Raw genomic sequence first — 20,074 nt, 5'->3', positions numbered from 1 at the left:
CGCGGCTATTGGTCCGGCTTGTTTTTCCGCCGCCGGGCGTATCTGACCAACGTTCCGAGAATTGCGCTGATGACATCGGGCGTAAGCGCGCCCAGAGGGTCACGCCTGAGGCCCGCCACGGTGCCGCGCGCGTCGGAAAGCGTGTCTTTGATCTCGGTTTCGATGTCCTGCAAGGCCATGTCTCGCAGCTCAACCGCCGCCGTCGTATCGGCCTGCGCGTTCTGTGTGTTGGCCAGCAGGGCAAGGATCAGCGCCAGCAGAAGGTTGGCCCCGGCCATGATCAGCGCGGCCAGCGGTTTTGACAGGCTTGCGGACAGCCAGAAGAATCCGGCGACGTTCAGCATGATGACCGCCAGCCCTACGGCCAGCCCGGCGGCGGCGTAGAATCCGGTGCGCCGCGCCGCCACTGCGACATGACGTTGGGCGATCAGCCGTTCGGCGCGCAGAATGATCGAGATATTGCGGGAAATACGGCTCATGATCAGTCTCCTACCGGGACCGGCCTAGCAGATAGCCAATCGTGAAGATGCCAAGGGCAAACAGGATCGGCCTTTTGTGCGGCAGGTCCTCCAACTCGGTCAGTGCTTCTTCCAACTGACCGGACCAGTTGTCGAAATTCTCAGCAATCCTGTCAGCCACTGTATCATGTGGATCAGGCTCAGGCGCCTTTTGGTTGGCCGCGGTTTGCTCGGCCAGTTGGCGGCGCAGATCGGCGACCTGGGCTTCAAGCTCGGCTTTGGTGACCATAGGACCGGTCCTCTTACGATTGTTGCGCCGGATGGGTGAGATCTGCACCTCACCCCCGGTATTGAGGACCAGTTTAATGTGCTTTTCCGGTTTTAGAAAAGGGACTTATCTTTTTTAAGCGTAGTAATCCGCAACCAGCAGGAAATCGGGTGCGACGTCTTCTTCAATGGTGGCGAAACGCGGGATCGGGTCTTCGAACACGTTATCGGTGCGGTCGTCATTGACGGTCGACACCTCTCCGATCAAACAATCACCCTTTTCCGCCCAGAATGCGTGCCAGATGCCGGGCATAAGCGTGACGCTTTCGCCGGGTTTCAGACGCAGTAACTCACCGGGTTTTATCGTGACCGGGCATCCGTCGCTGGGCACAACAACGGGGTTGTCGCGGTCGATGCCGCCTTCGGCGTCCGAGGCATAAATCTCCATCACCAGATCACCGCCGCCGCGGTTGATGATATCCTCGGCCTTGATGATGTGGCGGTGCATCGGCGACAGCTGTTTGTCACGCGAGACCAGCAGCTTTTCGGCGTAGAGCATTCCGCGTCCACTGTCCAAATCTCCCACATCGCCGTTGCGCAGGGTGAACAAGAACAGGCCCAGCTCATCAAAGCGGCCCTGCCCATAATCGGTAATGTCCCAGCCCAGCCCGCGCTCGCGAATACCAGCGGCGGTGTTGCTGCGCATCTTTTCCGGGGACCAGTTGGCAAAGGGCGGCAGCACCGCGCCGAAAGAGCGGATAAAGGCCTCGGCCTCGGTCTTGATGGCGTTGATATCGGATCGTTTCATGTCGGTCTCTTAAAGGTCAAAGCTCGTGCGCCCAGGGCGGGTTTGCCCCGGCGCGGGATACGGTGACTGCGGCGACATCGGCCCCCTTGGCAAGGGCCGCGCGCAATTGGTCAGGGGTCAGGGCGCGAAGGGCGGGTTTGCTCAGGTGACCGCCACGTTCCAACTCGGCCAGAACGCCGGCGTTAAAGGTGTCACCCGCACCAACTGTATCGACCACGTCGACCGGGGGAACCGGGACCGAGGTTTCAGACCCGTCCGCCATATAGCCCGAGGCGCCGTCGCCTCCCCGGGTGACGATGACCGCAGCTGGCCCAGCCTGCAGCAACAGGGGGACTTTCTCGGCGACGCTTTCGGGGCCGGGGACGATCCAGTTCAGATCTTCGTCCGAGACTTTCACAATATCCGCCTGCGCGATCATTCGGTTCAGCCGGGTGCGATAGCGGGCCTGATCCCTGATAAAATCTGGCCGGATGTTAGGGTCAATCATCACAGCCCGGTCCGACCCATGCCGCTCCATCAGCGCGGCATAAGCATCTGCGCAGGGTTCACAGGCCAAGCTGATCCCACCGAAATACAGCGCCGACACGGCGGGCAACTGGTCGGGCATATCCTCGGGGATCAGCATCCGCCCGGCCGAGTTTTCGTCAATGAAGCTGTAGGTCGCGTGCCCGTCCTTCAACCGCACAAAGGCAAGTGTTGTCGGCCGGTTCGAGCGGATCACATGACTGCTATCCACATGGCTGGCCTGCAGGGCATCGGCCAACTGTTCTCCGAACATATCCGATGACAGGCCCGTCAGCAGCCCGGCCGGAGCCCCCAACCGACCCAACGCAATGGCGGTGTTGAAAATGGCCCCGCCTGAATGGGGCACAAACCCCTGGTCTCCCGAAACGGTCGGGGTGGGGATCATGTCAATCAGTGCTTCACCGCAGCACAGGATCATTCCAAGTCCTTTCTGTTCCGTGGGATCGGGCGGCCAGTTTACCGCGCGAGCGCACTTTTGCAGAAGTTGTTAGCGCCAACAATGCCAAATTCATCCTGTTCTGACACATAGAGGTTGAAGGACTGTCGCAACTCGCTGAACCGCCCGCCTGCATTAAACGCGTCGCGGAAGGCGTCCTTGAACAGCCAACGGTTCTTTTCTGCGACGCCGCCGACCAGGAAAATGCCACCAGTGGGGATGAGCACAACGGCCAGGTCACCCATGACTGCGCCCAAATGGGCGGTAAACATATCGGCAGTTTTCACGGCGGTCGGGTCGGTTTGGGCCTGGGCGTCTTCCAGAATATCCCGGGCACTGCGTACAGGTATATCGGTCTGTCCAGCGGCCATCCCGGCGGCCTGATACAGGATCGGTAAGCCGGTGCCGCTGAGGAACATTTCAGCCTCGAGCACCATTGTGTCGCCAAAAAAGCAATCGGGCGCGATGTGACGGGCGGCGCGGAAAATCTCGACCTCATCGACGTGACGGGGCGACAGACCGATATGACCGCCTTCGCCCGAGGCAGTGTGATAGCGGCCATTGGAATAGAGCAGGGCGCCGACGCCAAGCCCGGTACCCGGCCCGACCACTAGCCGTGTACCAATGGGCGGGGTTGCGGCCCCTTGCAGAACCTCGACATCGTCGCCGGTGATTTCAGCAACCGACCAAGCGGCGGCGGTGAAATCGTTGATCACAAAGGTATGCTGCGCACCGGTTGCCTTGCCGATATCGCCCTCGGACAAGTCGAGATTTGCGTTGGTCAGGCGGATCGTCCCGTCCTTCACTGGCCCGGCCCCGGCAGCGACCACGGCGCGCGGATCGGTTCCAATCTCATCCCGCAGGCTGTGAAAAGCGTCAAGCAATTCGGGCAGTGTGCCAGTCGGGTATTTGCGCAGATCGGTCAGTTTGCCGTTTGAGATCACACCCAGCCGCGTATTGGTGCCGCCAATATCAGCGACCAGATTCCAGTGTTCATGCATGGCACCTGGAGGTTGAGCCAGGGGCAGCGACACCGCGCCTCCCTTCAACCGGGATTGCAGAACGGACAGGTCTTCGACTTCCGCTGCGCGGACGAACAGGCCTTTCACTGGCACGCCGTGTTCCATAGCCTCTTGCGCGGTTTGCATCGGCTGATCGGGTCGTGCAGGCTCGTTCTGGCGGTCAGAGTCGTGATGTTCGATGAGGTAAATGGGCAGGTCTTTGGTATAGCTCTTTTGGATGCTTGCCAGCGCTGAGGCGGTAGTATCCCTGCGCGCATCGCTGTGAATCCCGCACCAATCGACAGGTGTGCCAATGATGTCCAAATCGTCCTGCCAGCCTTCCGGCAGGAGTGCCTCCATTTCTGCAACCGAGACCTCCGCGTAGGCCTTATTGAATATGGCGCCAAGCAAATCGCTAGTTCGAGGACCGCTTTCAACCGACCCCAAAGGAATTTCCACCCCCAGATTGGTCATGCCCAGTCCGCGCATCGCGTCAATCGATAGGCCGTGTGCGAGCAGTCTGTGGTGCATCCTACGCGCGGCGGTGCGGGTGCTATGAAAATTCGAGGTGGCAGTGTGGCCTAGTTCATGTGCGTCCGTTGGGGCGACACTGAATACGCGATCACCGATGCGGCTCATGATGATTTCGGTATAGTCGGCAAACCAGTTGGCAATATCGCGGTTTCGCCAGCCGCCCAAATCGTCCAGTGCCAAGGGAAGATCGCTGCCAAAAAGCGTTGCGCAGGGGCGAATACCCTGTTCCAGCAGTTTTTCCGTCAGGTGGTCGTAGTCGTCCAATCCGGCTTGATTGATTGCTCCCCGTCCATCGGGCAGGACATGCGCCCAAACGATCGAAAACCGATAACAGTCAAACCCGGCCTTGAGCGCGGGAGCAAAGTCTTGCGGCGCAGATGTGTCTTGACCGCCTAAAGGCGCAAAGCCAAAGAGAAAGTCCTTGGGAAAATCAGTGCGGGCGTATTGCATGATCAGTACCTGTTGGGGCGGGACCGGTAAAAGTGCCACCTATCAGTTTGGTCTCCGGCATTCCAGTTTCGTTGGGGTCATTCACCGTTGCGACCCGTTCAGACGGCATCCGGTTTTTGATGTTGCAGTTGGCGATAGCAAAAAATGATAGCGCTAACAATACCTGAGTTTTGATTGCATCGCAGAGAAAACTGATCGCAATGCAACGTCGTACCATTCTATCTTAGGTAAGAAAGGGGTCCTTAAACACTTGTCTTGACAAGTGGAGTTGAGCTGTTTCAACCTATTTGAAACGTTTCAATAGCGGATAGCCTTTGAATATGCGGATCGCGGCGCAGCTTTATACCGTTCGCCAGGTTGGAGATCTGGCCTCCCAGCTTGAATTGGTTGCTGCCTGTGGATTTGCGGATATCGAAACGATCGGCTTTCACGACCTGACCCCTCAGGACATGGCCCGGCAGGTGGCGGATTCGGGTTTGTCCGTCCGCTCGGCTCATTTCGATTGGGAGGAGTTTGAAGCGCGGTTCGACGAAATTCTGGATCTATTAGTCCTATTGAAATGCCAGGTCGCAGTCATGCCGTGGCTGTCGCCCGAGGCGCGGCCCGACACGCCCGAGGGATGGATGGACGTGTCGGGTCGGTTGACAGGTTGGGCCGACGAACTGGCGGTGCATGGGGTGCGCCTTGCGTACCACAATCACGATTTTGACCTGACTGGCCGTCCCGGCGAAACACCGCTGGATCAGATCTTGTCCCACGACAACATGTACTGGCAGCCCGATCTTGGGTGGCTGGCGGTTGCACAACAAGATCCATGTGCGCTGCTACATCGTTATGCAGACCGCATCGTATCGGTGCATGCCAAGGATGCGGATCCGTCAGCGGGTGAGGGGGATGAGCGTTGGCGCAATCTGGGGCAGGGCGTGTTGGACTGGTCCCGTGTGTTGCAGGTTCTGACCCATAGCCCATGTTCCGATCTATTCGTTGAACACGATGATACGCCCAATCACACTGAGACCCTGCGGACAGGGCACACCTTCCTTAGGCACCAGCTTGCGGCGGAGGACGGATAGTGGCGCGTGCGACGATCAAGTCCATCGCGAAAGAGACGGGATACTCGGTGGGTACCGTCTCGAACGCCTTACGCGGGGCGGCGTCGGTCAAAGAAAAGACCCGACTGGAGATTCAGGCCGTTGCCACCCGGCTTGGCTATCGTGTCAACATGGATGGCTTGAAACTGCGCACCAACAAGTCCTTCCGCATCGCCGTTTTGGTCAGTGTGTCATTGGACGCGTCGGAGGAATGGGAAGGAGTGGAGTTCACCCGAATTCTGGCGGGAATCTCGGCCGCGTTACAGGGCTCGCTCTATGAAATGAGCGTGTTCAACGTGGCTGATCTTGCCGATGCCATGGCGACGCTGGAGCGGATCGTTCAGGATGGGCTTGCCGACGGGGTCATATTCTCGGGTACCTTGCACGGCGATCCTCGTATTGCGTATCTGCAAGAGCACGGTTTTCCCTTTGTGACCATGGGGATGAGCGACAGCCAAATGCCTCATGCCTTTGTTGACTTCGACAGTCAGGCCGCAGCATTTGACGCCACCGCGCGGCTGGTGCGGCTAGGTCACCGGCGTATAGCTTTGGTGAATCCCCCGACCGAGTTGATCTATGCGCGCCAGCGCCAAGCCGGATACGAACAAGCCTTGGCTGATGGTCGTATTTCGCCGGATTCGGATCTGATCTTCAACGGCCCCACCACGGCGCGTACCGGGAAGCACAGCTTTGATGCGCTGATGCGGTTGCCTGATCGTCCCACGGCCTGCATCTGCGCCAACGAAGCGATGACCTTGGGCGTGCTGTCTGCTGCCCATGCCGCCGGGGTTCAGGTTGGTCGCGATCTGGTGGTGATTTCGACCGACGATCTGCAGCTCAGCCGTTATTTCGTGCCACCGCCCAGCACCTATTACGTTCCGATTGAAGAGACCAGCCGTCTGCTGGGCGAATACATGTTGAAAGCTTTGGACGGGGCAGACCCGTCCGAAACTCAGAAAAAGATCAGGGCCATACTCATCGAGCGCCAACCTGACACCCCCGCGCCGAAAACGGCGTTTGTCAAATAGACCAACAGAAGGAGTAATAAAGATGATCAAGAACTTATTGGCCGCTGCTGCTCTGACCGCAATGGCCGCCCCAGCGGTCTTTGCTGCCGATCTGGAAGGGCGCGTGCTGAAAATCGGAACGGATGCCACCTATCCGCCGATGGAGACGGTTGATGAAGCCACCGGAGAGATCGTGGGCTTTGACGTGGATGTGATGAATGCGATCTGCGACAAGGTGAATTGCGTTCCGAACTTTGTGAACACCGCCTGGGACGGCATCTTTGCCGCGCTTCAGCAGGGTGAGTTTGATCTGGTTATCTCGGGCGTATCGATCACGCCTGAGCGCGAAGAGACGATGGATTTCTCAGAGCCCTATATCGTGGTCAGCCAAGCGATCATTCTCCAGGTCGATAACGCAGACATGACCTTGGATGACTTCAAGGCCGGTGGTCAGAAACTGGCCGCGCAAACCGGCACCACCAACGCGCAACTGGCCGAAGAGCTGGTCGGGCGTGAGAATGTCAGCTTGTATGACAACTTCTCGGCGGCAATTTTGGCGCTGCAGAATGCCGATGTGCAGGGCGTCATCATCGACGGCACCTCGGCTGCGGCTTACGAACAGGAGTTCGCAGGTGAATTGACCGTGGGGATCACCGGTCTTCAATCTGACCCGCTGGGCATTGTGTTCCAGGAAGGCGACGCCACAGTTGATGCCATCAATGCAGGGCTCGAGGCGATCAAAGCCGACGGCACCCTGGACGCGTTGATCAGCAAATACTGGGGCACCGAATAACCTGGTTTGACCCGTAACGGCCCGGCGCCATAGGTGGCCGGGCCGCATTTCAGCAGAGAGGTCCCATGTCGCGCCTAAGCTCGATCCGCCCGAGCAACCTCGTGTTGCTCGCCGCTGCTCCGTTTATCATCTATCTGTTCGCCACCTCGTCGAAATACCTGCGCTCGCTGATTGCGATTTTGGGGATCGGCAATGATGCCGGGCCGATATTCATCGGGTTTCTAATTGTCCTAACGGTTGCCGTTTTGGGCTATCTCTGCGCCCGCAACGCACGCTTTAAAGAGGCGCCGGCCTGGTTATGTGTTTCGGCGATGGCGGCGTTACCAGCGGCAATTGTTTTGGCTGTTCTGGGGTTCGTTGCGCCGCAGGTGCTTATGCCTTTTGCCGAGTCCGTCTTCTTTCATGCGCTTAGCGAGAACACGTCGACTTTGATCGACAGGTCCTCGCAAACCTGGGTGCTGTTCCCGGAGGTGGTTGAGACTGTTCAGGCCGGTCTACAGATCGTGCTGGTAATCTACGCGCTTGCCGTGGCCGCCATCCTATTTTCCTCACGCCTACCGAATGGGTCGCGAAACTATGTGCAACTGGGGTTTGAGGTCCTGACCGGCGCGGTGCTGTTTTATCTGATGTTCATGGCGCATTGGCAGTTCGCCACCGGGGTGGCGATCACGTTCCGGGCGGCCATCTTCGCCTATATATTCGCAGCTATTCTGGGTCTGATCTGGGTGGGGCTGCAATCGTTCAAACCCAAGGCGCGCACGACTGTAACCTATGGCTGCATCAGTCTCGCACTTCTGGCGATGTCAGCGTTTTTCTTCATGCAGCCCAAGGTTCAATACGAACTCGTCGGCACACTGGACGCCCGCATTGCCATCGTGCGGGGCACGCCGCAAGCGCAGGCAGACATAATCCGCTTTGGCGAATTTCAAGAGGGTGAAAGCCCCCAATACCGTATCCGCAGCGCGCCCGACGCGGCCTCTGCGTTGGAGCAGATCGAAACCGTGGACAGTGTCTCGGGTGCTTTTGTTCCGGTCGGTACGAACACCAAGGGGTATCCGGTGATCTGGCAGACGCAATTCCTGCCGGACAAGTATCGCAACCCGGCTTTGGCCTTTGCTGTGTTTGGCTTTCTGCTGCTGACGCTGACCGTTGGCGGCGCCCAACACAAACTGCATCCGCTGGCGGTAGGGGCTGAGTTTTTTGTTGATACGATCCGCGGCATCCCGATGCTAGTGATCATTCTATACATCGGTCTTCCTCTGGCCGGTGCGGTTAAGGATGCCACTGGCGGCGGCATCGACATGACCAACATGACACGCGGGATCATTGCAATCTCGGTCGGCTATTCTGCTTACATGGCTGAGATTTTCCGATCCGGCATCGAAGCCATCCCGCGCGGGCAAATCGAGGCGGGGGGCTCGCTGGGCCTGTCACGCTGGCAAACTGCACGGTTGATCATCTTACCGCAAGCGCTGCGTATCGTTACGCCGCCCTTGGGCAACGAATTCATCGCGATGATCAAAGATACCTCACTTCTGTCGATCCTGTCGGTCCGCGACATGACGCAGCGGATGCGCGAGTTTCAGGCAGCCAGCTTCCTGCCGTTCGCACCGTTTAACACCGCAGCGATCCTCTATGTCGTGATCACGCTGGGCTGCGCCAGCTTCCTGAAATGGATCGAACGCCGCACGGCAAGGGAAGACCGATGAGCAAACTGGAACTGGGGGTCTGCTACTACCCCGAACAATGGAATCGGTCGTTGTGGCGCGAGGATGCACGTCGGATGGCCGAAATGGGCCTCGATTGGGTGCGCATTGCCGAATTCACCTGGGGTCTGATTGAACCCCAGCGCGGCCAGTTCCAGTGGGACTGGCTGGACGAGGTGATCGAAATTTTGGGCGATGCGGGCCTGCGCGTGATGATGTCCACGCCGACGGCAGCGCCGCCAAAGTGGCTGATCGATGAACACCCTGAAATCCTGCCGGTTGGCCCGGATGGGCGCGCCAGAGGATTTGGGTCCCGTCGGCACTACTGCTTTTCCAGTGAGGTTTTTCTGGCCGAGTCCCGCCGGATCGCCACCGAATATGCACGGCGGTACGGCGAGAACCCGCATGTCCGCGCTTGGCAGATCGATAACGAGTATAATGATCACGACACGGTGCTCAGCTACTCTGAAGCCGCGCGCGACGGATTCCGCCACTGGTTGGAGCAGCGTTACGGAACAATCGACAATCTGAACCAGACATGGGGCACCGTGTTCTGGGCATCCGGCTATACCCGCTTTGACCAGATCGAATTGCCTCACGGGTTGGTGGCCAGCCCCAACCCGACTCACGCGTTGGATTTCGCGCGCTATTCTTCGGACCGGGTGCGACTGTTCAACCGGGCGCAGGTGGACATCTTGCGGCAGCTCTCGCCAGGCCGGGATATTACCCATAACTTTATGGCGGGCAGTTTCGAGTTCGACCACCATGCAGTCGCTGCCGATTTGGATATCGTCGGCTTCGACAGTTATCCGCTGGGCAACCTGTTGGGTTCGACCCTATCCGATGAGGAAAAGCATCGGTACCTGCGTACAGGTGCGCCGGACTATCAGGGATTTCACTGCGATCTTTACCGATCACAAGGCAACGGGCGCATGTGGGTGCTGGAGCAACAACCCGGCCCGGTGGATTGGGCGGAAAAGAACCCATCCCCAGCCGATGGAATGGTGCGGCTATGGACTTGGGCCGCTTATGCGCACGGGGCGCAAGCGGTTATGTTCTTCCGCTGGCGGCAAGCCAAGTTTGCACAAGAGCAGTTTCACACGGCCCTTCTGCGGTCAGACAGTAGCCCGGATCAGGCGGCACTGGAACTTGCGCAGGTGGTCGAGGAGCGGGCCGTATTGCCTCCGGTCATGCGCCAACAGGCCTCAGTGGCGATCCTGCTGGATTACATGTCCATCTGGGCCGCAGATATCCTGCCGCATGACGATGCTTTCCCGAATGCTCAAATCGTCCGTGAATGGTATGCGGGGTTGCGGTCCTTTGGAGTCGATCTGGATTTTGTCGGTCCAGAGGATGATCTAACCGGCTATGCGCTGATTGTTTTACCACAAAGCATGATCGTCCCACCGGACCTGGCGAAACGGCTGCGAGACAGTCAGGCAAAGTTGCTGATCGGTGCCCGTGGGGGCAGCAAGACCGCCGACATGCACACGCCGCCTAACCTTGCCCCCGGCGAATTGGCCGAACTGACCGGTGTACGGGTGCTACGGGTCGAATCGCTGCCCGATCTGGCCAAGGAATCGGTGCGTCTGCAGGACGGCACACAGCACGAATTCACCGGGTGGCGAGAAATCATCGAAACCGAGAATTCTGTAACAGCCCGTTTTTCCAGCGTTTACCGCGACGGCAGCCCGGCTATTGTGCAGTCGGATCGAGCGATGTACCTGGCGATGATCCCGCGCGGACCGTTGTTGCACGCCGTTCTGTCACAGGCTCTGAACTGGGCGGATATCCCTGTGACGGAAAAAAACCGGGATGTGCGTATCACACGCCGAGGCGCGCTGATCTTTGCCTTCAACTTCGGCGCAGAACCGCAAACTCTGCCCGGTCCAAAGGTTCGTCAATATCTTGTTGGTACTTCGGAAATCCCGCCCTATGGTGTCTCAGTCTGGATGGAACCGTGACCTGATCTTGGTTCCGGCGGATGTGATTGCAAACTGGACCTATGAAAACTGATAACTGTCACTTTTGGACTGACAGCTCTGCGGCAAAGGTCTAGCCTGCAGTTACAAAACAAAAAGACTACAAAGTCCAACAACGGGAGAAACGAAAATGGCTGAACGGAAAACGCTTTCCAGACGCTCTGTCCTGAAAAGCGCAGGTGCTGCTGCGCTGGCGGCACCGCTTTACAGCAAAAGCGCGCTGGCGTCCTCGGGTGAGATCAACATTCTGATGTGGTCGGATTACCTGCCGCCTGCATTCCTGCAAGAGTTTGAAACTCTGACCGGGATCAAGGTGAACTACACCGGTATCGGGTCAAACGAAGAAATCATCAACAAGATGAAAGCGACCAAGGGTCAGGGCTTTGACATCGTGTCCCCGACCAACAACCGTTCGCTGCAGTGGGAGCCGCTGGAGCTGCTGCAGCCCTTCGACATGAACAAGGTTCCAATCGATCTGGTGAACCCGGCGATGGCGGCGATTGGCACGGATGCATGGAACTTCGGTGACAGCGGCGTGCATTGGCTGCCACATATCTGGGGTACCGAAGGCATCGCCTATCGCACCGACCTGTGGCTGCCCGAAGGGGACGCACCATCTTATGGCGATGTCTGGTCCGAAGAAAACGCCGGCAAGACCATGGGCCGCGCGCATTCGATGATGCTGGGTGCCGGTCTTTACATGGAACGCGCCGGTGAAATGGAGCCTGGCTCGGTTTGGGCTGCGTATGGCGACGAAGAAACCATGCGCAAGGTCTGGGGTCAGATCACCGACTGGTGCATCGAACGCAAGAACCGGATCAAGCTGATCTGGAACGACGCCGACACTCAGAAGAACGGTCTGTTGAACGAAGGCGTTGTAGTCGGCCAAACATGGGACGGCCCACCGCTGGCGCTGAAATCGGCGGGTGAGCCTGTGCACTATCAGGCACCGGTTGAAGGTGCGATGGCGTGGGTTGACGGTATGGCAATGCCAACGGGCGCGGCCAATATCGATCAGGTCTATGCCTTCATCGACTTCGCCTATCAGGCGAAACCGGCCGGTGTTGCGATCGACAGCCACGGCTACAACTCGCCGGTTCTGGGTGCCGACCAGTATTCGGGCGACACCTACAAGAAGAACTTTGCCGAGGCCTATCCGGGTGACTCGCTGGCGAACCTCAACCCGTGGCCTGCTGAAGCGCCATGGTATGCGGAAACCCGCACCGAGTTCGTCAATAAGTTCAAAAGCGCCTGATAGCTTTGAAACGCAGCCCTCCGCCACTGTGCGGGGGGCCAATCACCCGCGCGCCATTTTGGCGTGACGGACCCTATTTTGGTGCGGTCGTCCACCGCACCTGACGGAGATACCAAAAATGAGTGCAGGGGTCGGTGTAGATCTTGAAAACCTGTGGATCCGTTTCGGTGACTTTGTCGCCGTGCGGGACGCCAATGTGAACATCAATGGGGGCGATTTCTTTTCGTTCCTTGGCCCCTCGGGCTGTGGCAAGACAACGATCCTGCGGGCGGTCTCGGGCTTTCTGGACCCAAGCGAGGGCCGGGTTTTGATCGGCGGCAACGACATGCAGGGCATCGGCCCGAACAAGCGTCCGACCGCCCTGATCTTTCAAAACCTGGCGTTGTTCCCGCTGATGAAAGTGTGGGAGAACATCACGTTTTCCATGGAGATCAAAGGCGCCAGTGCCAAGGAACGCCGCAAGCGCGCCGACGAATTGCTGGACATGATCGCGCTGCCGGGGCAGGGCGACAAACTGCCTAGTGAATTGTCCGGCGGCCAACGCCAGCGTGTTGCCATTGCGCGCGCCCTGTGTGCTGAACCCGATGTGCTATTGCTAGATGAGCCACTGTCCGCCTTGGACCTCAAGCTACGTCAGCACATGCGGACCGAGCTACGTGAAATTCAGCAACGGGTTGGTATCACATTCATCTACATCACCCACGATCAGGGTGAAGCGCTGACCATGTCGGACAACATTGCAGTCATGCGGGCTGGGGTGATTGATCAGATTGCGGATGGCAAGACGATCTATAACGACCCCAATACAGCCTTTGCTGCCTCGTTTGTGGGCGAAAACAATGTCTTTCGCGGCAAAATTAAACAGGTCATGGGCAGTGAGGCACTGATCGAGACCAACCGTTCCGGTGATCTGGTCGCGCGGATTTCGACCGCCAATCAGGGCAAGATGAAAGAGGGCGACGACGCCATGCTGTTCATCCGTCCTGAGGCCTTTGCCATCGCGCCCGACGGTGCTACCGGCGATCACTTTGTCACTGCGCGAGTGAACCATGAAGAGTTCGAGGGTAACGTCTTCAACATCTTCACCGAAGGCGAAGGCGGTAAGGAGATCAAGGTGTCGATCCCGAACCACGGTCAGTCCTTTCAGGACCACACCGGGCAGAACATCACGCTGGAATACGAGACCCATAATGCGGTTCTGGTTCCGGCTGGTGAGCTGGCCGCAGAATAAGGGGAAGAACATATGCCCCGCTTCCTGAAGGAATTCTTCAATCGCAACGGCACCGGCATGGGGTTGGCGATATTGGGTCTGGTCCTGTTCTGGACCATCGGCCTGATTATCCTGCCGCAGCTGTCGATGCTGGACTTCTCGTTCCGTCCCAACCTTCCGCCGCCAGAGATCGGCGGGCCAAAGGACGTGTATACGCTGGAGAACTACAAATACCTGATTTATGGCCCCGAAGGCGGCAGCCAGGCCTATAACTCGGTCGATCTGCGCGTGTTTTTCCGCACGCTGCTTGCGGCGGTGTGTGTGACGATCTTTAACCTGATCATCTGCTATCCGATCGCCTATTACCTGGGTCAGTCCAAGGGCAGCCATATTCGTATCTTTGCGATCATGCTGATCATCCCCTACTGGATCAACGAGATCCTGCGGGCCTTTGCGCTGCGGATCATTTTTGGTCAGACCGGTGTTCTGAACACCCTGTTCATGGGGCTGGGCATCTGGGACACGCCGTATGATTTCATCCGTGCCGACATCGCGCTCTATGCCGGTTTGGGTTATGCCTACATCCTGCTGATGATCTTCCCGATCTACAACGTGATCGAAAGTCTGGATGGCAACCAGATCGAGGCCGCACGTGATCTGGGTGCTCCGTGGTGGCGGATTCACTGGCGGGTGGTCATTCCCTATGCCAAGCCGGGGATCAGTTCGGGCTGTACCATGGTCTTCATGCTGTCCGCAGGCGCACTGGCTGCTCCGCAGATTCTGGGCGGGCCGTCTTCACTTTGGTTCACGCAGCTTATCTATCAGCAATTCAACGACAACAACGACTGGCCGCAAGGGGCCGCGTACGCCATCGTGCTGTTGGTGACCTGTATCCTGTTCGTGTTGGCGATGATGCGCCTGTTCAAGGTGAACATGGGGGATATCGGGAAATGAACAATTCCTTCCTCCGCATAAGTATCTGGGTCTATCTGGCAATCTTCTTCCTGTACCTGCTGGGCCCGCTGGTGATCATGTCAATCACGGCCTTCAACTCTTCGGCGTTCCCGAGGATGACGCCGTGGGAATGCCTGACCTTCCAGTGGTTTGGCGAACTGTTTCAGGATCAGCGTATCCTGAACGGCATCAAGAACTCGTTGATAATCGGCGCCGGGACTGTTGTTTTGTCGGTGGCAATGGGTTTGGCGGGCGCATTGATGCTGACGCAGATCTGGCCCAAGCTGCGGGCGACCTATTACACGGTCATCATTGCACCGATTCTGATCCCGGGCGTGGTACTGGGTATCTCAACCTTGGTTTTCTGGGATAGGATCAACCGTATGCTGGGATTGGGAGCGGATAGCTTCCTGTCCAACGGCATCTTCCTGACGGTGATTGGTCAGTCCACCTTTATCGCCAGCTATTGCATGTTGGTGCTGGTGGCGCGGCTGCAGCGCTATGATATCGCACTGACCGAGGCGGCACTGGACCTCGGCGCATCCCACGCGCAGGCATTCCGCAAGATCTTGCTGCCGTTCATGCGCCCGGCGATTGCTTCGGCGGCGGTGTTGGCGTTCCTCGCTTCGTTCGAGAACTACAACACCACCACCTTCACATTTGGTGAGTACCCGACGCTGACCATCGAACTGGCACAGAAAGTACGATACGGTATTACGCCGTCGATCTCGGCGCTGGCCTTCATCATCGTGGCGCTGACCGTGTTCTTCGCCTTGCTGAACGAGGCCAAGTTGAAACGGCAGGAACTGGTTGCTGCCGCGCGCAAGAACGCCACGGTCGAGGAACTGGCGGGTAAGATCAAACTGCCCAGCTTCTTTTCTGGAAACACTGCTGCGGTTCTTGTGGTCGTGTTCGCTGTAGCCACGATAACTGTGGTCGGAACCGCGACGGCATACAACCCGGGGCAATGTATCGCGAACGTGCGAGAGCAGAAGCAACTGGAAGCCCAACAGCGCATCGAAGAGCTGCGTAAGCAGCGCGAAGAGCAGCGCAAGCAGCGTGAGGAAGAACGCAAACAGCGCTTTGAAGGTGTGTTTGAGCCCGGTGACCTACAACCCGGTGCTACGGAAGAGGGCGCTGAGCCGGACACGGGTTCCAACAACTCGGGCTTCGGTAATGTGTTTGATCCGAACGCATTGGGCGGTGACGACGAAGAGAGCGAAGCGGAGCCCGAAACACCGCCCGCCAGCAATGGTGGTTTCGGCGGAGCCTTCGACCCCAACAGTCTGCAAAGCGACCAGTAAGATTCGCGCCTGACGGAAGACAACGCGCCCGGAGAGTTACCCCTCTTCGGGCGCGTGTTTTTTTAGGATCAGCACGTCGCAGGCACCAATCTCATAGCCGTTCCAAGACACAGGGGTAGAAGCGTAGTTGATCAGAAACACGTACTCTTCAGTCTCGCGCCGCCGCAATCCTTTGGGCAGCGGATGCAGAGTTAGCCCGACCTCTTGCGCCGCCATTGTGATCACCCGGTCCCACAGAGCCTCATCCGGAAACCCAGATAGATACCAGATCCCACCTTCACCCTTCAGGGCGGATGTCCCATCGGCATAAGTCAGCAAGTCAGGGGCGCTGCCGGACAAGCGATCAATCCAGTGTTGCGCTGCACCACCACCAATCACGTTGCGTTGCACATTGGGCGGCAAGGTCTCGACCAAATCGACCTCGCAATCCAGTTCAGACAGACCGGGGCGCGCTTCTGGGATCTGAAAATCACGCGTGATGGCGCCGCTGCGGGGGCCAAAGATCGTCAAATCGGCCGAGCGTTGCTCCATCTGACCTTCAAAAGTGGCCAACCCTGGGGCAAAGGCCAGTTTGTACCCTGTCTTGGGGCTGTCAGACGCCGAAAGAATATCCACCGACAACCCGGCCTTGCGCAGTGCCCGATAGGCTGAGAAGACCAGCCGGAAATAGTTGAAACCAGCCCCTTGCGGCTGTGTTGCCCACGCCCAGTCCGAGGGGTAGTCGAACAGAATGGCCACATCTGCCTGAGTCTGAGTGACTGTGCCCAGTTCCGCCAGATCATCAGCAGTCTGGCGGGCCTCAGCCAAGGCGGGGGCGGGGGTATTGCTCGGGGCTAGCAAGCCTGCGTGCATCTGTTCCTGCGCGAACGGAGCCTGCCGCCAGCGGAAATAGCTGACCACCTCGGCCCCATGCGCCACCGCCTCAAGCGACCAAAGGCGCACCATGCCGGGCAGGGGGGCGGGATTAAACGGGGCCCAGTTTACCGGACCGGGTTGCTGCTCCATCACCCACCAGCGGCCACGTCCAACGGCGCGATAGAGGTCGTGGTGAAAGGCCTGCATGTCCGGATCGCCCTGCTGCAGGAATGCGGTCTTGTGCGCCTCGTCAGCTTCGAGCCGGTCAGAGAGGAACCCGATCGGGTAACTGTCCCAGGTGGCAATATCCAGATCCTTGCCAACCTTGAAATGGTCGAAGTCCAGAATCCGGCCCATATAGTTGTGCAGCAACGGTGCATCGGTCAGCGGCCGCAGCACATCGACCTGCGCTTTGTTGTACACCGCGACCTGATCCGAGCTGAAACGGCGAAAGGCTAAAACATGGGCGGGGTTGGGCTCGGTCACGGTCAGGTTGGGCAGGTCGATCTGATCAAAGCTACTGTATTCCATTGCCCAGAATACGTTGCCCCATGCGGTATTAAGCGCTTCGACGGAACCATACTGATCCGCCAGCCACTGGCGAAACGCCTGCAGTGCCGGTTGGCTGTAACTGACCGTGGTGTCGTGGCAGCCATATTCATTGTCGATTTGCCACGCCGCGATATGCGGGTTGCGTCCGTAGCGCTCGCCCATGATCCGCGTGATACGGACGGAGTCCTCGATATAACCCTGATGGCTAAAACAATAATGCCTGCGCGACCCAAACTTGCGCGGCTGTCCCTGTTCATCTACGGCCAGCATGTCGGGGTGTTTGTCCAGCATCCAACGCGGTGGCGTTGCCGTTGGCGTGCCCAGCACAACCTTGAGGCCCGCAGCCCCAAGCACCTCAATCGCACGATCCAGCCAGTCAAAACGCAGGTCGCCCGGAGAGGGTTCCATGCGGCTCCAGGCAAACTCGCCGATCCGCACCCATGTTAGGCCAGTTTCCACCATGCGAGCGGCATCCTGGGCCCACATCTCTTCGGGCCAATGTTCGGGATAGTAGCAAACGCCAAGTTCGGGCTTCATAGAAGAACTCTGTGTTCGGCTTGTCCCTTGCCAACGCCATGGGCGGCAAAGGTCATGCCATTGGTTGGGTGTTTGACCAAAGTCTCAGCATCCAGCCCCTCGCGGGCGGTGGTGCAGTACAGGGTCGTCAGTTGATTGCCGCCAAAGGCTGGGCACGAGGTATGCGCGGCCTCAAACGCGACCGCCGTCAGGAACTGGCCCGCAGGTGTATAGGCAGCCACGCGATTTGCGCCCCATTGAGCGATCCAGATGTTACCGTCGATATCGACCACCGCCCCATCGGGGTTCAGCCCATCGACCCGCAGATCGAGGAAGACCTCGCTTTCGCCCTCGGGCCAGCCGGTTTCCGGGTTCAGGGGCCAGCGCATGACCTGTTTCGTAACAGTGTCTGCGTAATAGGCACAAGATCTGTCCGGGGCGAAACAGATCGCATTGGAAATCGTGACGCCCGGCACCAATTGTCGCAATTCGCCCTGCCAGTACCGATAGATCGCGCCAGCGCCTGATTCGGCACCTTTACCCATGGTCCCGATCCAGAACCCGCCCCAGGGATCAGCGCGCCCATCATTTGATCGCGTGACGGGGTTGTCGACCTCAAGCGGGGTGACCAGATTTTTCTGACCGGTCTTCAAGCTGAACCGCCAAAGCCCCGTTTCTGAAGCGATCAACAGGGTGTCCCTGTCGATCCAGCCCGCCGCTGAGACGTGTTCGTTGAATTGCCAACTGCGCGGTTCGCCGTTTTCCTGCGTCATCAGGCGTTTGCCGACGATGTCGAACCAAAAAAGCTGTTGTCGTTCAGGATGCCAAAGCGGGCCTTCGCCCAGTTCACAAGGGCGGTCGTCGAAGACGGTGCTCATCCGGCGGCCTTGTCATAGGCCGCCACGATCCCAGCGGCGCGGTCTGCGACCTCAGAGGCCGACATGCCGGGCTTGAACAGAGCTGAACCAATGCCGAACCCATCGGCGCTGGCTTTGATCCATTCGCCGAAATTCTCAGGCCCCGCGCCACCGACAGCATAGACCAGCGTGCCTTTGGGCAACACCGCGCGCAGGGCGGACAGCCCTGCCGGACCGGCCAGAGTGCCAGGGAACAGTTTCAAGCCAGACGCGCCAGCTTTGAGAGCGGCAAACGCCTCGGTCGGAGTGAAAATACCTGGCCAGCTTTCCAAACCCAGCTGATAGGTGTGCGAGATTACCTGCCCGTCGTAGTTTGGCGACACGATCAATTTGCCGCCAACGCTGGCGACGGCATCCACCTGATCGGTCGTCAGAACGGTGCCCGCGCCGATAAGGGCGCGGTCGCCGAATTCCTTGACCAGAATACCGATGGAGTCCAACGGGTCAGGAGAATTAAGGGGTACTTCGATCTTGTCGATCCCGGCGTCGATCAGAGCCCGCCCGGTGGCGGCGGCCTCAGTCGGTTGAAGGCCACGCAGAATTGCGATGATCGGACGGCTCATGCGGTTTGCCTCGTAAGGTTACGGGCCTGCAGCAAGCCGGCCAGAGTACATTGTGTGCTGTTGGCGGTTTCAACGAACGCGCCCTGTTGTTGCAGGGCTTTGGCGTAGATGCCCGAAAGCCCCTCGGCCCCGATGATCGCCAGTTGTTGGCCCAGCCAATAAGGGCGTGTGGCTGCCAGTTCTGCTCCGATCAGATAGCCCGACAAACGGGCCCGGGCGATACTGCCTTCCTGACCCTGCAGCAGATCGGCGGCACGCAGGCCAAACAACCTCGCGGCCAGTTGTTCAGGCTTCGAAAGCGTATCTGCGGTGGCCTCGGCGAACGCCGTGTCGTCCCATCCGTCGCCGACCGAGTGTTTCAGCACCGATTGCCCGCGCAGCAGGTCGAACATCTCGCCAGTCATGAAGGTGCGAAAGCTCACGGCCTCGCTGGCGCTGACCTGCACCCATTTCGTGTGAGTACCGGGCAAGCAGATGACCCCGTCCCAGTTGGGACGATTAGCCAGAAAACCCGCGATTTGGGTTTCTTCACCGCGCATGACATCCGGTGGAGCAATCTGCTTCAAACCTGGAACCACAAAGGCGCGGATACGCGGATCCGTGTTCGGGACTCGGATCGGCGCGACCGGGGTGGGATCACAGGGCACGGCCGAGTAGGGGGCTTCGACCCAGCCCTGCCGCGCGCCAACCATGCCACAGGCAATGACGTCAATCGGTTCGTCACTCAGCCAGCCCTCGATCAGGTCCAACAAAGCAGGCTGAAACCCGCTCTTGTCCAGCCGCACCATGCCTTTGTCCGACTGCGCGTGTTTCAACACGGTGTCGCCCTGCATGGCCCAGACCCGCAAATGAGAGGTTCCCCAGTCGACAGCAATCCATTCGGTATTCAT

18 protein-coding genes are annotated in these 20,074 nt (G+C 58.7%); 9 read left to right on the top strand and 9 right to left on the bottom strand.

Annotation, left to right across the window (positions count from 1 at the left end; translation table 11 throughout):
* Positions 1-5 precede the first annotated feature (5 nt).
* The 5 genes from ACXAGD_RS19670 to ACXAGD_RS19650 all read right to left on the bottom strand — a co-directional run bounded on the left by ACXAGD_RS19670 (position 6) and on the right by ACXAGD_RS19650 (position 4,518).
* Entirely contained in the window at positions 6-479 is a 474-nt protein-coding gene (locus ACXAGD_RS19670) for a hypothetical protein (protein WP_475213152.1), read from the bottom strand.
* A 10-nt stretch (positions 480-489) separates the two neighbouring features.
* Entirely contained in the window at positions 490-747 is a 258-nt protein-coding gene (locus ACXAGD_RS19665; protein ID WP_475213150.1) for a hypothetical protein, read from the bottom strand.
* 114 nt (positions 748-861) lie between these two features.
* Positions 862-1,533, bottom strand: coding sequence for a D-lyxose/D-mannose family sugar isomerase (locus ACXAGD_RS19660; protein ID WP_475213147.1), 672 nt, complete (start codon positions 1,531-1,533; stop codon positions 862-864).
* Between the two features lie 16 nt (positions 1,534-1,549).
* Positions 1,550-2,476 (bottom strand): carbohydrate kinase family protein, encoded by a 927-nt coding sequence (locus ACXAGD_RS19655; protein ID WP_475213144.1) that lies wholly within the window; start codon positions 2,474-2,476, stop codon positions 1,550-1,552.
* Between the two features lie 38 nt (positions 2,477-2,514).
* Positions 2,515-4,518: a family 1 glycosylhydrolase gene (locus ACXAGD_RS19650; RefSeq protein WP_475213142.1), complete on the bottom strand. Its 2,004-nt coding sequence runs from the start codon at positions 4,516-4,518 to the stop codon at positions 2,515-2,517.
* A 281-nt stretch (positions 4,519-4,799) separates the two neighbouring features.
* Here ACXAGD_RS19650 and ACXAGD_RS19645 point away from each other — a divergent pair, with 281 nt between their 5' ends.
* From ACXAGD_RS19645 to ACXAGD_RS19605, 9 genes are all read left to right on the top strand, one after another.
* Entirely contained in the window at positions 4,800-5,552 is a 753-nt protein-coding gene (locus ACXAGD_RS19645; RefSeq protein WP_475213490.1) for a sugar phosphate isomerase/epimerase family protein, read from the top strand.
* Entirely contained in the window at positions 5,552-6,598 is a 1,047-nt protein-coding gene (locus tag ACXAGD_RS19640; RefSeq protein ID WP_475213140.1) for a LacI family DNA-binding transcriptional regulator, read from the top strand. Before ACXAGD_RS19645 ends, ACXAGD_RS19640 begins: the two co-directional genes overlap by 1 nt.
* 22 nt (positions 6,599-6,620) lie before the next feature.
* A complete protein-coding gene (locus ACXAGD_RS19635; RefSeq protein WP_475213138.1) occupies positions 6,621-7,370 on the top strand; it encodes a basic amino acid ABC transporter substrate-binding protein in 750 nt (249 codons plus the stop codon).
* 65 nt (positions 7,371-7,435) lie between these two features.
* On the top strand, positions 7,436-9,079 hold the full coding sequence (locus ACXAGD_RS19630; protein WP_475213136.1) for an amino acid ABC transporter permease: 1,644 nt from the start codon (positions 7,436-7,438) through the stop codon (positions 9,077-9,079).
* Positions 9,076-11,040, top strand: coding sequence for a beta-galactosidase (locus ACXAGD_RS19625; protein ID WP_475213134.1), 1,965 nt, complete (start codon positions 9,076-9,078; stop codon positions 11,038-11,040). Before ACXAGD_RS19630 ends, ACXAGD_RS19625 begins: the two co-directional genes overlap by 4 nt.
* 148 nt (positions 11,041-11,188) lie before the next feature.
* Positions 11,189-12,313 carry an extracellular solute-binding protein gene (locus ACXAGD_RS19620; protein WP_475213132.1) on the top strand — a complete coding sequence of 375 codons (1,125 nt, stop codon included), beginning with the start codon at positions 11,189-11,191 and terminating at the stop codon, positions 12,311-12,313.
* A gap of 118 nt (positions 12,314-12,431) precedes the next feature.
* Positions 12,432-13,544: an ABC transporter ATP-binding protein gene (locus tag ACXAGD_RS19615; RefSeq protein WP_475213130.1), complete on the top strand. Its 1,113-nt coding sequence runs from the start codon at positions 12,432-12,434 to the stop codon at positions 13,542-13,544.
* Positions 13,545-13,556: 12 nt separating this feature from the next.
* A complete protein-coding gene (locus ACXAGD_RS19610) occupies positions 13,557-14,477 on the top strand; it encodes an ABC transporter permease (RefSeq protein WP_475213126.1) in 921 nt (306 codons plus the stop codon).
* Positions 14,474-15,781 carry an ABC transporter permease gene (locus ACXAGD_RS19605; protein ID WP_475213124.1) on the top strand — a complete coding sequence of 436 codons (1,308 nt, stop codon included), beginning with the start codon at positions 14,474-14,476 and terminating at the stop codon, positions 15,779-15,781. The genes ACXAGD_RS19610 and ACXAGD_RS19605 overlap by 4 nt, the downstream gene beginning before the upstream one ends.
* A gap of 36 nt (positions 15,782-15,817) precedes the next feature.
* Here ACXAGD_RS19605 and ACXAGD_RS19600 read toward each other — a convergent pair whose 3' ends face one another.
* Genes ACXAGD_RS19600 through ACXAGD_RS19585 form a run of 4 tightly spaced genes read right to left on the bottom strand, consistent with a single transcriptional unit; the run spans position 15,818 to position 20,074 of the window.
* Positions 15,818-17,725, bottom strand: a complete 1,908-nt coding sequence (locus ACXAGD_RS19600) for a beta-galactosidase (protein ID WP_475213122.1) — start codon at positions 17,723-17,725, stop codon at positions 15,818-15,820.
* Entirely contained in the window at positions 17,722-18,582 is an 861-nt protein-coding gene (locus ACXAGD_RS19595; RefSeq protein WP_475213120.1) for an SMP-30/gluconolactonase/LRE family protein, read from the bottom strand. Before ACXAGD_RS19595 ends, ACXAGD_RS19600 begins: the two co-directional genes overlap by 4 nt.
* Complete coding sequence (locus ACXAGD_RS19590) at positions 18,579-19,184, bottom strand: 2-dehydro-3-deoxy-6-phosphogalactonate aldolase (protein ID WP_475213117.1); 606 nt, start codon at positions 19,182-19,184, stop codon at positions 18,579-18,581. Before ACXAGD_RS19590 ends, ACXAGD_RS19595 begins: the two co-directional genes overlap by 4 nt.
* Positions 19,181-20,074, bottom strand: a complete 894-nt coding sequence (locus tag ACXAGD_RS19585; protein WP_475213115.1) for a 2-dehydro-3-deoxygalactonokinase — start codon at positions 20,072-20,074, stop codon at positions 19,181-19,183. The genes ACXAGD_RS19590 and ACXAGD_RS19585 overlap by 4 nt, the downstream gene beginning before the upstream one ends.

The organism is Ruegeria sp. ABF4_144 (assembly GCF_056160045.1).
The sequence above is the reverse complement of the archived record's forward strand: the minus strand, read 5'-3'. Positions and strand labels throughout refer to the sequence as shown.